The organism is Acinetobacter sp. V91_7, assembly GCF_031799075.1.
Taxonomy (GTDB): Bacteria; Pseudomonadota; Gammaproteobacteria; order Pseudomonadales; family Moraxellaceae; genus Acinetobacter; species Acinetobacter calcoaceticus.
This window is the reverse complement of sequence record NZ_JAVQNT010000031.1, coordinates 279,621-296,166: the sequence shown is the minus strand read 5'-3', so window position 1 is coordinate 296,166 and position 16,546 is coordinate 279,621. Positions and strand designations below refer to the sequence as shown.

At 38.2% G+C, this 16,546-nt stretch carries 16 protein-coding genes and 1 tRNA gene; 12 read left to right on the top strand and 5 right to left on the bottom strand.

Annotation, left to right across the window (positions count from 1 at the left end):
- Nucleotides 1–10: 10 nt before the first annotated feature.
- The 3 genes from RMB03_RS07890 to cysS form a co-directional block, all read right to left on the bottom strand.
- The gene (locus tag RMB03_RS07890; RefSeq protein ID WP_311075171.1) at nucleotides 11–1,018 is read right to left on the bottom strand and encodes a hypothetical protein; all 1,008 of its coding nucleotides are present in this window, start codon (nucleotides 1,016–1,018) and stop codon (nucleotides 11–13) included.
- A 687-nt stretch (nucleotides 1,019–1,705) separates the two neighbouring features.
- Nucleotides 1,706–1,781 (bottom strand) — tRNA-Gly (locus tag RMB03_RS07885).
- 63 nt (nucleotides 1,782–1,844) lie between these two features.
- Nucleotides 1,845–3,266 (bottom strand): cysteine--tRNA ligase, encoded by a 1,422-nt coding sequence (gene cysS, locus RMB03_RS07880; RefSeq protein ID WP_311075169.1) that lies wholly within the window; start codon nucleotides 3,264–3,266, stop codon nucleotides 1,845–1,847.
- A gap of 213 nt (nucleotides 3,267–3,479) precedes the next feature.
- On the opposite strand from cysS, the gene RMB03_RS07875 reads away from it, so the two are divergent.
- The 11 genes from RMB03_RS07875 (at nucleotide 3,480) to RMB03_RS07820 (ending at nucleotide 14,222) form a co-directional block, all read left to right on the top strand.
- On the top strand, nucleotides 3,480–4,457 hold the full coding sequence (locus RMB03_RS07875) for a KpsF/GutQ family sugar-phosphate isomerase (RefSeq protein ID WP_151768336.1): 978 nt from the start codon (nucleotides 3,480–3,482) through the stop codon (nucleotides 4,455–4,457).
- Nucleotides 4,458–4,460: 3 nt separating this feature from the next.
- The gene (locus tag RMB03_RS07870; protein ID WP_003650830.1) at nucleotides 4,461–5,000 is read left to right on the top strand and encodes an HAD family hydrolase; all 540 of its coding nucleotides are present in this window, start codon (nucleotides 4,461–4,463) and stop codon (nucleotides 4,998–5,000) included.
- Nucleotides 5,001–5,037: 37 nt separating this feature from the next.
- On the top strand, nucleotides 5,038–5,586 hold the full coding sequence (gene lptC, locus RMB03_RS07865; protein ID WP_005041778.1) for an LPS export ABC transporter periplasmic protein LptC: 549 nt from the start codon (nucleotides 5,038–5,040) through the stop codon (nucleotides 5,584–5,586).
- Nucleotides 5,570–6,118, top strand: a complete 549-nt coding sequence (gene lptA / locus RMB03_RS07860) for a lipopolysaccharide transport periplasmic protein LptA (RefSeq protein WP_005041776.1) — start codon at nucleotides 5,570–5,572, stop codon at nucleotides 6,116–6,118. Before lptC ends, lptA begins: the two co-directional genes overlap by 17 nt.
- Nucleotides 6,118–6,864 (top strand): LPS export ABC transporter ATP-binding protein, encoded by a 747-nt coding sequence (gene lptB / locus RMB03_RS07855; RefSeq protein WP_003650837.1) that lies wholly within the window; start codon nucleotides 6,118–6,120, stop codon nucleotides 6,862–6,864. The genes lptA and lptB overlap by 1 nt, the downstream gene beginning before the upstream one ends.
- A gap of 273 nt (nucleotides 6,865–7,137) precedes the next feature.
- A complete protein-coding gene (locus tag RMB03_RS21060; RefSeq protein WP_155120865.1) occupies nucleotides 7,138–8,604 on the top strand; it encodes a TolC family protein in 1,467 nt (488 codons plus the stop codon).
- On the top strand, nucleotides 8,601–10,739 hold the full coding sequence (locus RMB03_RS07840) for a type I secretion system permease/ATPase (protein ID WP_311075163.1): 2,139 nt from the start codon (nucleotides 8,601–8,603) through the stop codon (nucleotides 10,737–10,739). Before RMB03_RS21060 ends, RMB03_RS07840 begins: the two co-directional genes overlap by 4 nt.
- Entirely contained in the window at nucleotides 10,736–11,926 is a 1,191-nt protein-coding gene (locus RMB03_RS07835) for an HlyD family type I secretion periplasmic adaptor subunit (RefSeq protein ID WP_311075161.1), read from the top strand. The genes RMB03_RS07840 and RMB03_RS07835 overlap by 4 nt, the downstream gene beginning before the upstream one ends.
- A gap of 94 nt (nucleotides 11,927–12,020) precedes the next feature.
- A complete protein-coding gene (locus tag RMB03_RS07830; RefSeq protein ID WP_311075159.1) occupies nucleotides 12,021–12,620 on the top strand; it encodes a YigZ family protein in 600 nt (199 codons plus the stop codon).
- Complete coding sequence (locus tag RMB03_RS07825; RefSeq protein WP_004642188.1) at nucleotides 12,613–13,224, top strand: chloramphenicol acetyltransferase CAT; 612 nt, start codon at nucleotides 12,613–12,615, stop codon at nucleotides 13,222–13,224. The genes RMB03_RS07830 and RMB03_RS07825 overlap by 8 nt, the downstream gene beginning before the upstream one ends.
- Nucleotides 13,225–13,379: 155 nt before the next feature.
- The gene (locus tag RMB03_RS07820) at nucleotides 13,380–14,222 is read left to right on the top strand and encodes a universal stress protein (RefSeq protein WP_005041766.1); all 843 of its coding nucleotides are present in this window, start codon (nucleotides 13,380–13,382) and stop codon (nucleotides 14,220–14,222) included.
- A gap of 116 nt (nucleotides 14,223–14,338) precedes the next feature.
- Here the strand turns inward: RMB03_RS07820 and RMB03_RS07815 are convergent, their stop codons facing one another.
- Complete coding sequence (locus RMB03_RS07815; protein ID WP_311075156.1) at nucleotides 14,339–15,007, bottom strand: O-methyltransferase; 669 nt, start codon at nucleotides 15,005–15,007, stop codon at nucleotides 14,339–14,341.
- A gap of 198 nt (nucleotides 15,008–15,205) precedes the next feature.
- On the opposite strand from RMB03_RS07815, the gene RMB03_RS07810 reads away from it, so the two are divergent.
- Entirely contained in the window at nucleotides 15,206–15,652 is a 447-nt protein-coding gene (locus tag RMB03_RS07810) for a GNAT family N-acetyltransferase (RefSeq protein ID WP_311075155.1), read from the top strand.
- A 45-nt stretch (nucleotides 15,653–15,697) separates the two neighbouring features.
- On the opposite strand, the gene RMB03_RS07805 is transcribed toward RMB03_RS07810, so the two are convergent.
- Complete coding sequence (locus tag RMB03_RS07805; RefSeq protein ID WP_198078827.1) at nucleotides 15,698–16,420, bottom strand: D-Ala-D-Ala carboxypeptidase family metallohydrolase; 723 nt, start codon at nucleotides 16,418–16,420, stop codon at nucleotides 15,698–15,700.
- Between the last annotated feature and the right edge of the window lie 126 nt (nucleotides 16,421–16,546).

Sequence of the window (16,546 nt, the reverse complement as noted above, 5' to 3'; positions counted from 1 at the left end):
ATTAATTCCCTTACTCGATATTTGAAATTTTAAATGAAACAAGAGTTCCTTCTTCAGACTCTACTAGTTTCATATTGTCAATTGTAAAGTCTAATGAATTAATAATTAACTCAATGTTATTGATAATCTTGATTTTTTGCTTTTTCGCTTTATTTAATTTTTGGAGATCTTCTGAGTTAATATCATCCGTTAATTGAAGATCTATATCTTCTTTCTTACTAATATTTTTGATAATTTCATCAAAAGAATCTTCTATAATATATTTTTTAGAAATATCTCTTATATCTTCTAAAAATAGTTTAGGCTCTTCTTCTATTTTTTTTGTTATCTCATTAGTTAACTCTATAGCTTCTACCGGGTTTTTAATTTCTAAAAAAACTTTTTTTAAAATTTTATTGGCAATTTGTGCGTTGTTTTTCGAATTTTTTTGAAGTCTAATTTGAAGAAAATTGTTATGCCAGTATTTTGTTTTTTGGCTTAAGTTATCAATTGCAAAAATTTGATTATTATCTAATATTAAAGCAGCTTTTTGCAGTTTGTTGATAGATATCCCATTCTTTTTCTTTATAATTAGACTATTATTTTCCTGTTTGATATCTAAATAATTTTCTTTAATCTCAGTTTTATACAGTCCAATTGCATAGTGAGAAGAGTTATTAAATATAATATTGTTGAAAAGAATTATAATTAATTCTCCTGCTGCAATATTGGGGTGTGTTGAAACATTATATAAAGTTGTAGCTATATTTTTGCTTTTTTCTACAAATTCGGTTTGTGTCGTAAATATTTCATTTGTGAAGTGATATACTTCATTTAAATTAATATCTATATCATGAAAAAATTCATAAATATTATCTTTACTTATTATAGGTTTTAGATAGTGTCTTAATAATATATCATTGATGTTTTCTGAAGCTGGTGTGATGTCATCAGATAGTAGCAAATCTTCGCTTCTTAATTTATTGCCGACCTTATGAATAATTACCTTTTCAATGGTTGAAGAACTAAGGTCAAACATTTTATCCCCTTATTTAATCACTAAGTGTAATGATTTCTTGAACTTTTAATAAATCTATATTAAGTTTTTTATTTTTAAAAAATTATTCTAATTTGTCAATTAAAAGTGAATAATATTTTCTCTTAAATTTTTACAATATTGATTAAGAAACTTATTTTTCACCCATATTTACCTATAGCCAGTTTGAAAAAATATTTAAAAATTTGCCAAAAATAGGTTTTTGAAGTTTCATGTATCGTAATGTCATAACCATATGCAAGTAAACTTGTCTGATGAATCTATCAAATGTGTAGCAAAACTAGTAGCCCTAAGAAGGCAAATTGGATAAAAGAAGCTTGCGTAGAATAACTGTGTGGTAGGCGAGAGTTTAATCGAGTGCAGGAAGTCTCAAGTCATCCGACGAGAAACTATTGATATCAGAGAATACAGTTAGATTACGAGTTAATACAGATCTCAAACGTAAAAAAATTGCTCGAAAGTGATAGGTTTAGGCGCTCATTGATCTATCTATAAACTATATAAAACTCATCTCATATTGAAATTGATATATGAAATTTAGCCAAGCAAGAGGGTGGTGTTGCAGCAGAATATAAAGCGCTCTTTAATATCAATTTTACCTAGTCAAAACTAATCAATAGACAATAAAAAAACCACCTAATTCTTTCGAATTAAGTGGTTTTTAAATTTTGGAGCGGGAAACGAGACTCGAACTCGCGACCCCAACCTTGGCAAGGTTATGCTCTACCAACTGAGCTATTCCCGCAATGTGAGCACATTATAGAGTGTTTCACTAAAGTGTCAACACTCTTGTGATTTAATTGAACATTTAATCAGCACGACGCCAAACTGTACCTTGACGCGTATCTTCTAATACAACACCTTGGTCGAGCAAAGACTGACGAATACCATCTGCTTTAGCAAAATCTTTTGCTTTTTTCGCATCAACACGTTGTTGAATAAAATCTTCAATTTCAGCATCAGACAAAGTAAGCGCTTCTTGTCCAATATCTGATTTTAAGAAAGCATCTACATCGTGTTGTACCAAACCTAAAATGTTGGTGAGGTGGCGTAATGTCGAATAAAGCACAGTTGCTTGATCAGCTTGCTCTTCTTTTACCGCACGGTTCAATTCTTTGTTAAGTTCAAATAATACAGCCATTGCTTCAGCTGTGTTGAAGTCATCACACATTGCATTGTTAAAGCGTTCAACAAAGCTTTGATCAAGCGTTTCAGTTGTCGTTTGACCATACACTTGTTGATAGGCTTTAAATGAATGATAGAAGCGAGTTAAAGAAGTTTTTGCTTCTTTCAATGCTACATCAGAGAAGTTCACAGGACTACGATAGTGCGAAGACACAATAAAGTAGCGAATCACTTCAGGGTGGAATTTCTCCATCACATCACGAATAGTAAAGAAGTTGCCTAAAGACTTAGACATCTTTTCACCATCAACGTTAATGAAGCCAACATGCATCCAGTAGTTCACATATTGTTCGCCAGTTGACGCTTCACTTTGAGCAATTTCATTTTCATGATGTGGGAACATTAAATCTGAACCCCCACCATGAATGTCAAAGTGGTTGCCTAGGCAGCAAGTCGACATTGCAGAACATTCAATGTGCCAACCCGGACGGCCATTGCCCCAAGGTGACGCCCACGATGGTTCATTTTCTTTGGCATGTTTCCAAAGTACAAAGTCAAACGGATGTTTCTTTTCAACTTCTACGTCGACACGCTCACTCGCGCCAGCTTGCATATCATCAAGCTTACGACCAGAGAGGCGACCATATTTTTCAAATTTGGTAACTTCAAAATAAACATCGCCGTTTGAAGCAGGGTAAGCAGAACCTTTATTCACCAGATTGCCAATCATATTTTGCATCTGATCAATATATTCAGTCGCTTTAGGTGCTTCATCGGGTGCAGCACAGCCTAAATTGGCTGCATCTTCGTTCATTGCATCAATGAAACGAGTGGTGAGCTGCTGAATGGTTTCACCATTTTCATTCGCACGTTTAATAATTTTGTCGTCAATGTCGGTAATGTTGCGAATATAACGAACATTCCAGCCTTGACTACGTAAGAAACGTATAATGTAGTCAAATGCAACCATAACTCGAGCATGCCCGATATGACAGTAATCGTAAACGGTCATACCGCAGACGTACATATCGATGTGACCTTCTTTGCGAGGTACAAATTCAACTTTTTTTCGTTGCTCAGAGTTATATAAAACAAACGGTTGCATAAGGGTTTTCAAACACTCAACAAAAACAGTGTTACATCATAACTGATGCATCATTTTTCACAAAGTTTTATACAAGAATTTTATAAGCTTGTGAAATCTTATACATTTAAAAACGTGTAAATGATTGAGTTATGTTAGAATGCCCCCAAATCTTTTGATTAAAATCACCGATCTTCACAAGAGATCAGATCAATTATTTTGAGTCAAACTCGTATGCCCAATCCTACAGATTTTCAAAGCAGCGCATTAGCAACATTGCGTATTGAGCAGCAAGCCTTAGACGTGCTAGCAACACAAATTAATGACAGTTTTAATCAGGCTTGTGAAATATTGTTACAGTGTAAAGGCCGTGTTGTGATTACTGGCATGGGTAAGTCAGGGCATATTGGCCGTAAAATGGCTGCGACTTTTGCCTCAACCGGTACACCATCTTTCTTTATGCATCCAGGCGAAGCTGGGCATGGTGATTTGGGTATGTTGGTTCGTGGTGATGTTTTAATTGCAATTTCCAATTCTGGAAAAAGTGATGAAATCATGATGTTGATGCCACTCATCAAACATCTTGGCGTACCTCTTATTACCATTAGCCGTACCGATAAAGGGCCAATGCCTCAAAATGCCGACATCGCTTTAACTTTAGGTGAGTCGGACGAAGCATGTCCATTAGGGTTAGCTCCGACATCGAGCACGACAGCGACTTTAGTATTGGGTGATGCACTGGCTGTTGCTTTACTTGAAGCTCGTGGTTTTACCGCAGATGATTTTGCGCGTTCGCATCCTGCTGGAGCCTTGGGTAAGCGTTTACTTTTACATGTAAAACACCTGATGCACACTGGCGATGAATTGCCAAAAGTTTCACCAGACACACCAATGAATCAAGTGCTTTACGAAATTTCTAATAAGCGTTTAGGCTTGACGACTATTGTTGATGATGAGGAACATTTGCTTGGTATTTTCACCGACGGTGACTTACGTCGTTTAATTGATAAACAGCAAGGTTTCGATGTGAATTTACCTGTTTCTGAAGTAATGACAAAAAAACCGTCAACTATTTCTCAAGAAGCACGTGCGGTAGAAGCTCTACAACAGCTTAACCTGAAAAAAATTAGTCAATTTGTTGTGGTGGATGACCAAAATAAAGTGATTGGTGTAATTAGTATGCATGACCTTATTCAGGCAGGGGTAAATTAATCAATGGCATCTTATGCATTGTTAGAACAAGCACGTCATTTACAGGCATTGGTTCTGGATGTTGATGGTATTTTGAGTGATGGTTTTGTAACTTTAACGAATAGTGGCGATGAGATTAAATCGTTTGATATTCGTGATGGTTTAGGTATGAAACTTGCGCAGCAAGCGGGTATGAAAATCATCATTATTACAGGCCGAAAAAGTAATATCGTTGAAAAACGTATGTCTGATTTAGGTGTAGATCTCGTTTTTCAAGGGCGTGAAGACAAAGGTTCTGCGCTACGTGAAGCTTGTGCACAGTTTAATATTTTGCCATCTGATTGCTTATATATGGGCGATGACTGGCCTGATTTATCTGCTTTTGCAATCGCAGGAATGAGCGTCACTGTGCCAAATGGTCATGAAGAAGTGCGTCGTCGTGCGCATTTAGTTACCCAATCGATGGGTGGACGTGGTGCTGTACGAGAAGTCTGTGATATGTTGCTGATCGCAAAAGGCATTTACCAAGAACTTCTTGAAAAATATCTTGCAGTACCGCATTAATAATAAGATTACTTAAAAAGGTAGGCTATTCCTGCTCATGGATACCAGAGTTTTATCTATTGTTGCTGTAGTTGTTGCTGCTATAAGTGGTGGTTACTACTACTATAGTGGCAAGGCAAAAAAACTAGACATTGGTTCTGCGAAGAATATGACATATTCAGCGCGGGGCGTCCATTTGACTCAAACTGATGATCAAGGCAATTTGTATATTCGTGCTGAAGTTCGTCAGCTTGAACAGGATATGCAACAAAAAACATCAAAGTTGGATCAACTTAATGCATCTATGTATAAAGATGGCAAAGTTGATGCAACGTTCTTTGCGAAGCAGGCGAATGGCTATGATGATAACCGTAAAGTTATATTATCGGGTGATGTGGTAGCCACTAAACTGGCTCCACAGGGAAAAATTGAATTCCAGACCGATGAATTAACCGGATATCCAAAGACCAGGGAAATTGAAACTGATCATCAAGTGATTGTTCATTCTCCACAAGCCGACTTTGTCAGCAAAGGATTAAAAGCCAATTTGAATAACGGTCAGTACGAATTTTTTAATGTTCGAGGAAAGTATGCACCAAAGTCTTAATTTAAAACGTTCTTCAGCTTTCCTAAAACAAGCTGCGGTAATTACATTCGTTGCTTTATCATCAGCTTCGACTTTTGCGTTACCATCTGACCGTGGTCAACAAATTTCACTCGTGGCAGACCGTGCAACTTATAACGAAAAAACCGGTTTGACGACCTATACCGGCAATGTCGTGATTGAGCAAGGCACGATGAAGCTTCAAGCCGACTCAATTGTTGCTACGTTAAACTCTAAACGTGAAATTCAAACGATTACTGCTAAGGGTAGACCGTCTAAATTTCAGCAACAAATAAGTGCTGATAAGGGCGTGGCACGTGGTGAAGGACAGACCATTGTTTATAATGCAGATACGGGCATTATTACATTGACTGGTGGTGCATATTTATATCAAGATGGTTCAAGTATTCGTGGTAACTCATTGAAATATAGTATGAACAAAGGTGATGTTGAAGCTCAAGGCTCATCGTCAAATCGTGTGCAAATTATTATTCCGCCATCAAGTTCAAAAAGCTTTCCAGGAGCGCGTGACTAATGCAACAAGCTCTTCAACAACCCCAAACTTTGTGTATTAAGCACTTAGGAAAAAACTATAGTAAGCGTTGGGTCGTCAAAGACGTATCTTTTAGTATGCAAAGTGGACAGATTGTTGGTTTGCTTGGCCCTAACGGTGCAGGAAAAACAACAAGCTTCTATATGGTTGTAGGGCTAGTGCGTATGGATAAAGGTGAAATTCACCTTGATGATCTTGATATGTCCGATTTGGCAATGCATGAACGGGCACGTAAAGGAATCGGATATCTTCCGCAAGAAGCTTCTATCTTTAGAAAGCTGACCATTGCTGAAAATATTATGTCCATTTTAGAAACACGCAAAGACTTAAATAAGCAACAGCGCCAACAACGTCTTACTGAATTATTAAATGATTTTAAAATTAGTCATATTAAAGATTCATTGGGAATGAGTGTGTCTGGTGGTGAACGCCGCCGTGCTGAAATTGCACGTGCATTGGCTGCTGATCCTAAATTTATGTTACTTGATGAGCCATTTGCTGGCGTTGACCCAATCTCGGTTGGTGATATTAAAGATATCATTCAGACTTTGAAAGATCGTGGTATTGGTGTACTTATTACTGACCATAACGTACGTGAAACTCTGGCAATTTGTGAACGCGCATATATTGTCAGTGAAGGGGCTGTCATTGCCGAAGGTACACCACAAGAAATTCTGGATAACGAACAAGTCCGTAAAGTCTACTTAGGTGACGATTTTACAGTTTAAATAAAATGGTTAATCTATTTGTCTAAAAAGAGGTCAATGCCTCTTTTTAGTTTTTTTATATTTATTTATTAAAAACAATAATTTAAATTGCTCATTTGATGAAAAAGTAATGTGTAAATTATTCAAGTAATTATGCTTCTTTATGCAAAAAACTATGTAGAATGTAAAAGCTTTTAAACGATAACAAACAAGATCAACAAGACAAGCATGATTGGATATAACCAAAGAAAAGTAGAAAGGACATGTAAAAAGCCGGCTTTCCTGAAAGGGTTGATGCTTTTAACTTCATTGCATGTACCAGTAGTGATATATGCTGCTAAACCTAGTGAGCAATATCACACCTTAAAAGACAACTTATCACAACTTTTTGCCCCTAAAAGTAGTGATGAATTTAAAGTTGCCAAGATGCAAGACTTGAGTAATTTTAAGCTAGATCGTTCTAGAGTGCAGGAGTTTCCGACTGTTCAACTCAATGATAGAGCAGCTTCATCTTATTCAAATCTGCCATCAAGGAAAATGACTTTGCAGGAAGCGGTGAGAATCGCAATCCAGCGTAATCCTGATATTTCCCAAGCCATTTCAACTTTAGCTGGCCAAAACGCGGGTATTGATGTTGCGAAGGCGGGTTATTATCCTCAAATTTCTGGTGGTATTACCACAGGTGACTTGAGTAGTGGTGAACGTGGTCGGCAGTTATTGACTTTAAACGCAACTCAAATGCTTTATGATTTTGGTAAAGTCAAATCAGGTGTATCGGTTGAGAAGGCCAAGCTCCAAGTCGAGCAGGCCAATGTGCTGGTCAGCATTGACGATATTGCGCTTGATGTGGCTCAGTCGATTATCAATATTCAGCGCTACCTTCAATTAAATAAAATTGCCGAGCAGCAAATTGCAGGTATTCAGCGAATTCAGGAAATCGCTAATTTACGTGCAAATGCTGGTATTAGTAGCCAAGCTGACCCCATCCAAGCTCAGTCTTATTTACAAGCTGCACAGTCTGGTTTGATTGCACAGCAATCTTTATTACGTCAGTACCAGCAACATTTAAGAACATTACTAGGTGGAGATGTTTCACGAACAGGTTGGATTATTTCAGATGATTTGGTGAAAGTGTCCGATTTATATGGTGAACCTGAATTCAATACCATCCCAAAAATGATCGCTGCACAAGCGGGCATCGAAGTAGCCAAAGCGCAAAAGGAACAGACCCGTTTAACACGTTATCCAACTTTGGCAGTAAAAGGCTCGGTCAGTCAGGCCATTAATGGTAGAAACCCAAACAATGATGAAGACGATGGTTTATATAGCTCGGTCATGCTTGAAGCCACCAGTCAGTTTTATCAAGGTGGGGCAGTTTCTTCTCAGGTCAAAATGGCGAGTTATGCAGAAGAAGCTGCAAAGTCTAAAGTTAATTCAGTTTATATGGATGTTCTGGATCAGATCAGAACCAGCCGTGAACAAATTGAAAATAAACAACGCCAAATGCAGGTGCTGACCAATCGCCAAGCCACTACGGTTCGTACACGTGAACTTTATCAAGAGCAGTACAAACTCGGTACACGCTCATTGGTCGATTTATTGAATGCAGAGCAGGCCATTCATAGTGCTAATTCAGAACTCGAAACGGCACGTTATGACATCTACAACAGTATTGTGCAATACATCTCGGCAACAGGACGTTCCCGCCAAGCTTATGACTTAAATAATATTTCAATTCAGGGGTTCGAAGTACAACCATGATGACAAAAATAAACTACCAGCCCTGGTTACAGGCGGTCTTAACGATTGCTAAACATTATCGAATTGAGCCTTCAGAAGAAAGAATCCGTTTACAACTTGACTGGAACCAGAATCAAAATCTTGATGATGTTTTACAGCTCATTACACGTCAGGTTGGACTAAATTTACGTAAAGTACCGTTTTCTTTAGAGCTGCTGAACCCGTGGCGCCTACCTGTTATGGTCGAGTTTCATGACGGACAGGTCGGCATTATTGATAAAGCCGATACCCAAGGTAATGTCAGTATCCAGTTTAGTGGGGATCAGGGACTTTCTCAAAATTTAAGCCTAGATGTCTTAAAAAATACGATTAAGAATGTCTATATTCTGCGTCCTGAAAGCTCCATTCCCGATGCGCGTATTGATGAATATATTAAACCCTATGAAGCAAGCTGGTTCTGGTCAATTGTTCTAAGAGACTGGAAGCGTTACGTTGATATTATGTTTGCCTCACTCATTGCCAATGTATTGGCACTGGCAACCATTATTTTCTCAATGCAAGTCTATGACCGCGTTGTGCCATCACAGTCCATCCCGACTTTATGGGTTCTGGCAGGTGGTGTACTCATTGCTGCTATTTTTGAGTTTACCTTACGTATATCACGGGTGTATTTATCTGACATTATTGGTAAACGTGCTGACTTGCGTGTTTCTGATCGTGTATTTGGTCATGCCTTACGAATCAAAAATAAAGATCGGTCAAAGTCTACAGGTAGTTTTATTTCGCAGATTCGTGAACTCGAAGGTGTTCGTGAACTGGTGACCTCTACCACCATTAGTGCAATTGCCGATTTCCCATTCTTTTTCCTGTTCCTGGTAATTTTTGCCATTATTGGCGGAAAGCTATTTTGGGTGATGTTGCTTGTTGTGCCACTTATGCTTTTGCCGGGTATTCTGGCACAGAAGAAGCTTGCGCAACTCGCACAAGAGGGTATGAGAGAATCTTCAATTCGTAATGCCATTCTGGTTGAAGCGGTGCAGGGTATTGAAGATATCAAGTTGTTGCGTGCTGAATCGCGTTTCCAGAACCAGTGGAACCACATGAATGAAGTTTCAGCCGATATCGGTATGAGACAGCGTAAAATTGTTGGTACTTTAATGGCATGGACCCAAATGCTTCAGGGTCTGACCTATGCGATTGTGGTTTTGGTAGGATGTTTTGCGGTAATGGAGGGTGAAATGACTACGGGTGCTTTAGTTGCCTGTTCAATTTTATCTTCACGAATGTTAGGGCCGATTGCACAAATTACTGGCGTTTTAGGACGTTTACAGCAGGCGAAGGTTGCTAAACAAAGTCTGGATGAACTCATGCAACGTCCGATCGATCAGGCTGACCATTCACATCTGGTACATAAGGCTGCTTTAAATGGTGACTATGAGTTAAAAAATGTCTTATTCCAATATGGAGAAGAAGACCCGAAACCAAGTTTGGCAATTCGTCATTTAAAAATTCGTGCTGGTGAAAAAATTGCAATTTTAGGGCGTAATGGTGCTGGTAAATCGACCCTGCTTCAGCTTCTATCTGGCATGCAAGTCCCAACTCAAGGTGCAGTACATTTAGATGGTCTGGATCTTTCTTTAATTGACCCATCTGATGTACGTCGTGATATGGGTTTACTCAACCAGAATGCACAACTTTTCTACGGTACGATTCGTGAGAACCTCACTTTAGGTGCGCCACTTGCAACGGATGAAGATATTGTTCGGGCTTTAGTGGTGACAGGTGCATTACCTTTTGTTCAAGAGAAAAAAGAAGGACTCGATCACCTGATTTTAGAAGGTGGGGTTGGTTTCTCGGGTGGTCAGAAACAAGCATTGTTATTGGCCCGTCTATTGATTCGTCAACCCAACATTTTATTGCTGGATGAACCGACAGCAGCAATTGATGATGTGGCAGAGAAACAACTGATTGATCATTTAAAAGGATGGCTGGCCCATCGAACCTTGGTGGTTGCGACTCACCGCCGAGCTGTTTTAGAACTGGTGGACCGTATTATTGTCGTTAACGAAGGCAAAATCGTGATGGATGGTCCAAGAGATCAGGTCCTTAATCAATCAACAGCCCAACAAAAACAAGTGCAAGGAGGTAATTCATGAGCGAGCCACAACAAGAACTCACCCGTTCAATGAATGTCTCTTATAGTGAGCCACCATTACCACGTGCCAGTTTAGTGATCTGGATTGTGGGGATTGGTTTAGTTATTTTCTTTATCTGGGCATGGGTATTTAAACTTGAAGAAGTTTCTACAGGCACAGGTAAAGTAGTTCCATCGTCTAAAGAGCAGGTCATCCAGTCTTTAGAAGGCGGTATTTTAACCAAGCTGAATGTACAAGAAGGCGATATTGTTCAAAAAGGCGAAATTCTTGCGCAATTAGATCCAACCCGTTTTGCATCGAATGTCGGTGAGTCAAGATCTTTGCTTATTTCTGCTCAGGCAACAGCTTCACGTTTGCGTGCAGAAGTAAACGGTACGCCCTTGGTTTTTCCTGAGATTGTGCTGAAAGAACCAAAACTTGTACATGAAGAAACAGCGCTATATCGGTCTCGTCGTGCAGATTTAGAACAGACCATTGCAGGCTTAAAACAAGCTTTACAACTGGTACAACAAGAGCTGGCAATGACCGAACCCTTAGTTGCTAAAGGTGCGGCCAGTGAGGTTGAAGTTTTACGTTTACGTCGTGAAGCAAACGACCTTAGAAATAAAATGAATGATGCGCAGAACCAATATTTCGTAAAGGCTCGTGAAGAGTTATCTAAAGCCAATACCGATATTGAAACGCAGCAACAAGTCGTACTGGGTCGTACTGACAGCTTAGATCGTGCTATTTTTAAAGCACCAGTACGCGGTGTTGTGAAAGAAATTGCAGTCACAACCCATGGTGGTGTTATTCCGCAAAACGGCAAGTTGATGACCATTGTACCGATTGATGAACAGCTGCTCATTGAAGCGCGCATTTTACCGCGTGACATTGCGTTTATTCGTCCGGGACAAGAAGCACTGGTTAAGATTACTGCCTATGACTACTCAATTTATGGTGGTTTAAAAGGTAAGGTTACGGTTATTTCCCCAGACACGATTCGTGATGAAGTTAAACAAGACCAATTCTATTATCGTGTTTATATTCGAACCGATTCAGACAAGCTTTATAATAAACAAGGTAAGGCATACGGTATTACACCGGGTATGGTGGCAACTGTAGATATTCGTACTGGTCAAAAAACGGTACTGGATTACTTGCTTAAACCATTTAATAAAGCCAAAGAAGCATTACGAGAAAGATAATAAAAAAAGCCCCGAGATTCGGGGCTTTTTTTTATGGGTTTGATTCTATTAAATTCACGTTATAATTTGATTTTTATTATGCTTTATTTAATTTATGGCTTTTACGATTGCATCACCCATTACGTTTGAAGAAGAAATTAAAAAAAGTAGATTTCAAGCTATCGCTGCACCAGTAGAAAATGAACAGCAAGTTAAAGAATTTTTAGAACAAAACAAAGATATCTCGACAACTCATCAATGCTGGGCATGGAAAATTGGCCATAATGTTCGCTTTAACGATGATGGTGAACCTTCAGGAACAGCAGGTCGTCCAATCTTGGCAACCATTGAAGGGAACGACCTAACTAATATCATTGTAATGGTTAACCGCTGGTATGGTGGAATAAAGCTAGGGACCGGCGGCCTTGTTCGAGCATATGGCGGTTGTGCTGGGCAATGTTTGCTATTGGCTGAGCGTATTGAACTCATTGCAAAGAAAACAATTTATTTTTCCTGTCACTTTAATGAATGGGCCATATTTCAATATGAGCTCACGCAACAACAAATTGAATATCAAGAAGCCTATACTGCAACGGGTGTAGATATCGAAGCAAGACTACAAATACATCAAATTGAGCCACTTGCCTTAAAACTCAGAGATGTAACGCGTGGTCGTGAAGAATTAAAAATTGAGGATGAATTAACTGATGACTGATTCCTTACTCAAATATCGGGAACAACATAAGCACCGTTTAAATTACATGCCATGGTTATATTGGACTTTAAAACCTAAAAATCGTGCTTGGGCCGAAGAGTGGCAACAAGAATATCAGGCTTATTTGATGGAGATGGAAACAGTTGAGATTGGTAAAAACTGTTTTATCTCGCCCTTAGCTCATATTTTTGCTGAACCGGGACGAAAAATTATTATTGGTGATAATTGTTTTATTGCAGCAGATTGCAGTTTGCATGGACCCCTTGAAATAGGTAATGAGGTCGCGATAAATCATCATTGTATTTTAGATGGGGGGCGAGCTGGCATAAAGTTGCATGATCAGGTACGTATTGCTGCATATTGCCACTTATATGCATTTGATCATGGCATGCAGTTAGACCGTCCACTTTACCAGCAACCTGTCACTTCCAAAGGAATTGAAATTGAGCAGGATGTTTGGTTAGGTGCACATGTGGGTATTAAAGATGGTATTAAAATAGGTAAGCATGCTGTAGTTGGCATGAATAGTATGGTGACAAAAGATGTGGAGCCGTACCATATTGTAGGTGGCAATCCCGCAAAATTTATTCGTTTAAGGGAATAATACAGTCTCAAGAATGTAATAAAATGTTTGATCTTTAAACAAAAAAGTTGATTTTTATACATAAACCTTAACATACCAATTTTTATCTATGTTAAGTTAAAGCTAAGTTTTAAGAATAATCTCCAAGGCAAAAGACCTGAAGAAGAGAGGCTGACATGAACCGTGTTATTGCGTGTATTGACTCATCACCGTGTATTAATGCTATTGCCGATGCAGCAGCATGGGTTGCTAAAGCAACCGGACGAGAACTTGTATTATTACAAATTCTAGACTATTACCCTGCAAGTTATCATCTTGGTGAAATTAGTGGAGTAATTGGCTTTGAAAGCAATGCAATGCTGCTAAAAGAGTTAGCTGAGCTGGAACAAAAACAAAGTGAACTCGCTTTAGACTATAGCAATAATTTACTCCGTCATATTTCTGATCTTATTAAAGAAAAATACGATATTACATGTTCAAAAATTCAAGAAAAAGGTGATTTTTTAGAGCAAAGTTTTAATCTCTTACATGAAAATGACATCGTAATTTTAGGTCGAGTCGGGGAAAGAGCTGCCGAAAAACAGAAACCAATTGGTAGTAATGTTGAAAACTTTATTCGTGGAGCCAACTGTACTGTTTTGACCATTGGTGAAAACTTTAAAATACCGACACGATTTATTTTTGCGTATGAATATTCACCAACTTGTCAAAAAATGATGCGCCGCATTGCTCAAAGTGATTTATTGCGAACACTGCAATGTCATTTGGTTTATGTCGGTGATCACCCAGAAGTACTCAATGAACCTGAGCATTACCTTAAACAAGCGGGTATAGATGTAGTGACCGTATATCGCTATGGTGATGTTGCACAAAATATTTTAGAGTACCAACAAGAACACGGTATTCAAATCATTGTGCTAGGCGCATTTAGTCATAGCAAAATTCATCAGTTCTTCTTGGGAAGTATTGCAACAACCGTATTCCGAAATGCGACTGTACCATTGCTAGTAGCTAAATAATTAGATTTGCATATAGTTATCCGCAAATCTTGTGGATAACTATATGGAAAAGCAACTGTAATAAAAGTAATTTATTGATTATAAATAATAAAATAAAAAAGACGATTTTTTAACCATTATTTCACAATTGCAATTGCGAAGCCATCATGGCCTTTTGAGCCAACGGTTTGTAATGCTGTACAAGACAAGATTTGTGGATGGTTTTCAAGTGCTTTAAACATTTCACGGATGCCTTCAATACTTGGTTTTTTATTATGTGGATTTAAAATATCACCTGCGCGAATCACATTATCAAGCACAATAATTGTACCTGATTTAGAAAATTTTAGGCTCAATTCTAAATATTCCGGATATCCCTGTTTATCTGCATCAATGAAAATAAAATCAAAAGGCTCGATAGATTGAGGATCAATCTCAGAAAGAATATCTGCGGCACGGCCAGTTTTAAGTTCAACTTTTACAGGAAGATTCGCATGGTCGATATTTTTTTGTGCCATTTCTGCGTGAGTGTCGCGGCCTTCTATGGTCAGTAAATAACCATCTTCAGGTAACGCACGGCCTAACCAAATTGTACTGTATGCAGCAAAGGTTCCAATCTCTAAAACTCGTTTGCATTTATTCATTTGAATAAGCATCTGCAAGAACATTCCTTGGTTAGGAGCCACTGCAAGATGATTTGAGAAGCCGTGTTCATCGGTATTTTTTAATGCATATTCGAGTCGCGGGTCTTCGGGAATTAAATGTGAATCGATATATTCGTCAATGTCTGTCCACATCTGCTGCATAATCAAATTTACCTATATGTTGATAGGGGTATTTTAAACGTTTATGCCTAGAGTGCAAAAATCTTCGTTTCAGGAAATTTTGGTTGATTATTGAATGAGCAAATTACTTTTTCTGAGTTACCAACCTAAATTAAACAAGGAGTATAAAAAGGTTCATTTCTTGCTTATTTTTATCAATGTGTAGTTAGGGATGTATAAATGAGAATTACGTTGTGTGCTTTCACAAGTGAAGATTTTGAAGAGGGTATTGAGGTTTATTGTTCAGCTTTTAGTAATGAGCCATGGAATGAGCAGTTTGATGATTTAGAATCAATTAGAAAATATTTTGAGAGATATTTTCAATACTCATCTTCTTTTGGCTTTTGTGCAAAATGGGGAAACCAATTAATTGGTGTGGGAATGGGGCATATTCACCCAACTATACAAGGGCTTCGTTATTATCTAGATGATTTTTTTATTCATCCCCAATATCAGGGAAAAGGGGTTGGTTCTAAGCTTTTAAAGTATATAGAAGGAAAGTGTAGAGAAAATAATATAGAAACTATTGTTCTGCACACGTTAAGAGCATCTATTTCCGAAGATTTTTATAAAAAGCATGGCTTTAAAAACCGCTCAAAACTCATCTCTTTAGCCAAACGTTTGTAATGGGTCTAAGTGAAAACTCCTTTCGATTGAAAGGAGTTTTTTAATTTAAAAATTACACATCGAACTGCTTCGAGTTAAATCAGGTCCCCAAGTACGATAGCCTTGAGTATCGATATGAATTTGTCCGGAGCTATATAAACCAATACCCATATTTAAGCTTTGGCCATGCTGAGCCCAGAATTGGCAGAGTTTAAACTTAGTATTTTCAATAAATGCGTAATCTTGAGCTTGTGGAAACTCAGGACCAATACGGAAATCGATTGCGGAGTTAAATAAATGCTTAGAAGAGCTTGCGCCACCAGCACATTCATTTAAAGGTAAATCTCGGTAAACCGAGGTTACTTCAAAGTCGGTTAAAACTTTTGATGCAACTAAATATTTAAATACGCGAAGGGTCGATAAAGAATTTCCCCAAAGTTCGCGATTAGGCACAGCATATTCTGAACGCCCACATTTTTGCCAATCTCGTGCTGAACGTAATAACTCAAAACTTGGCACAATGCCCGCGACATTATTTCGGGTTAAGAATTTTTCGTATTCACGAACACGTTCGTAATTTTCACCAGAACTTAACCAACCTCGATAAGATGTAGGCTCAACTTTAGGAGGAATTGGGCGCTCGATAATAACGCGCTCTTGTGGAATAAAGATTCGTTTACCACTTGGAGAGGTTTTGCCTGTTGTTGTGTGTTGGGGAGAGCTGACACAACCTACCATAACCGCTGGGATTATGCATAAGGGCACCATACTCTGCAAAAACTTCCGCATAAGAAAAATTAAGCACTTATAAATATTGCGGCTATTTTAATGCAAAACAGTGCACAAATTACGAGGAATTTGCAATGAAATGTTTGAATAGGGTATAAAAAAAGATCAGCGGTTGCTGATCTTTTT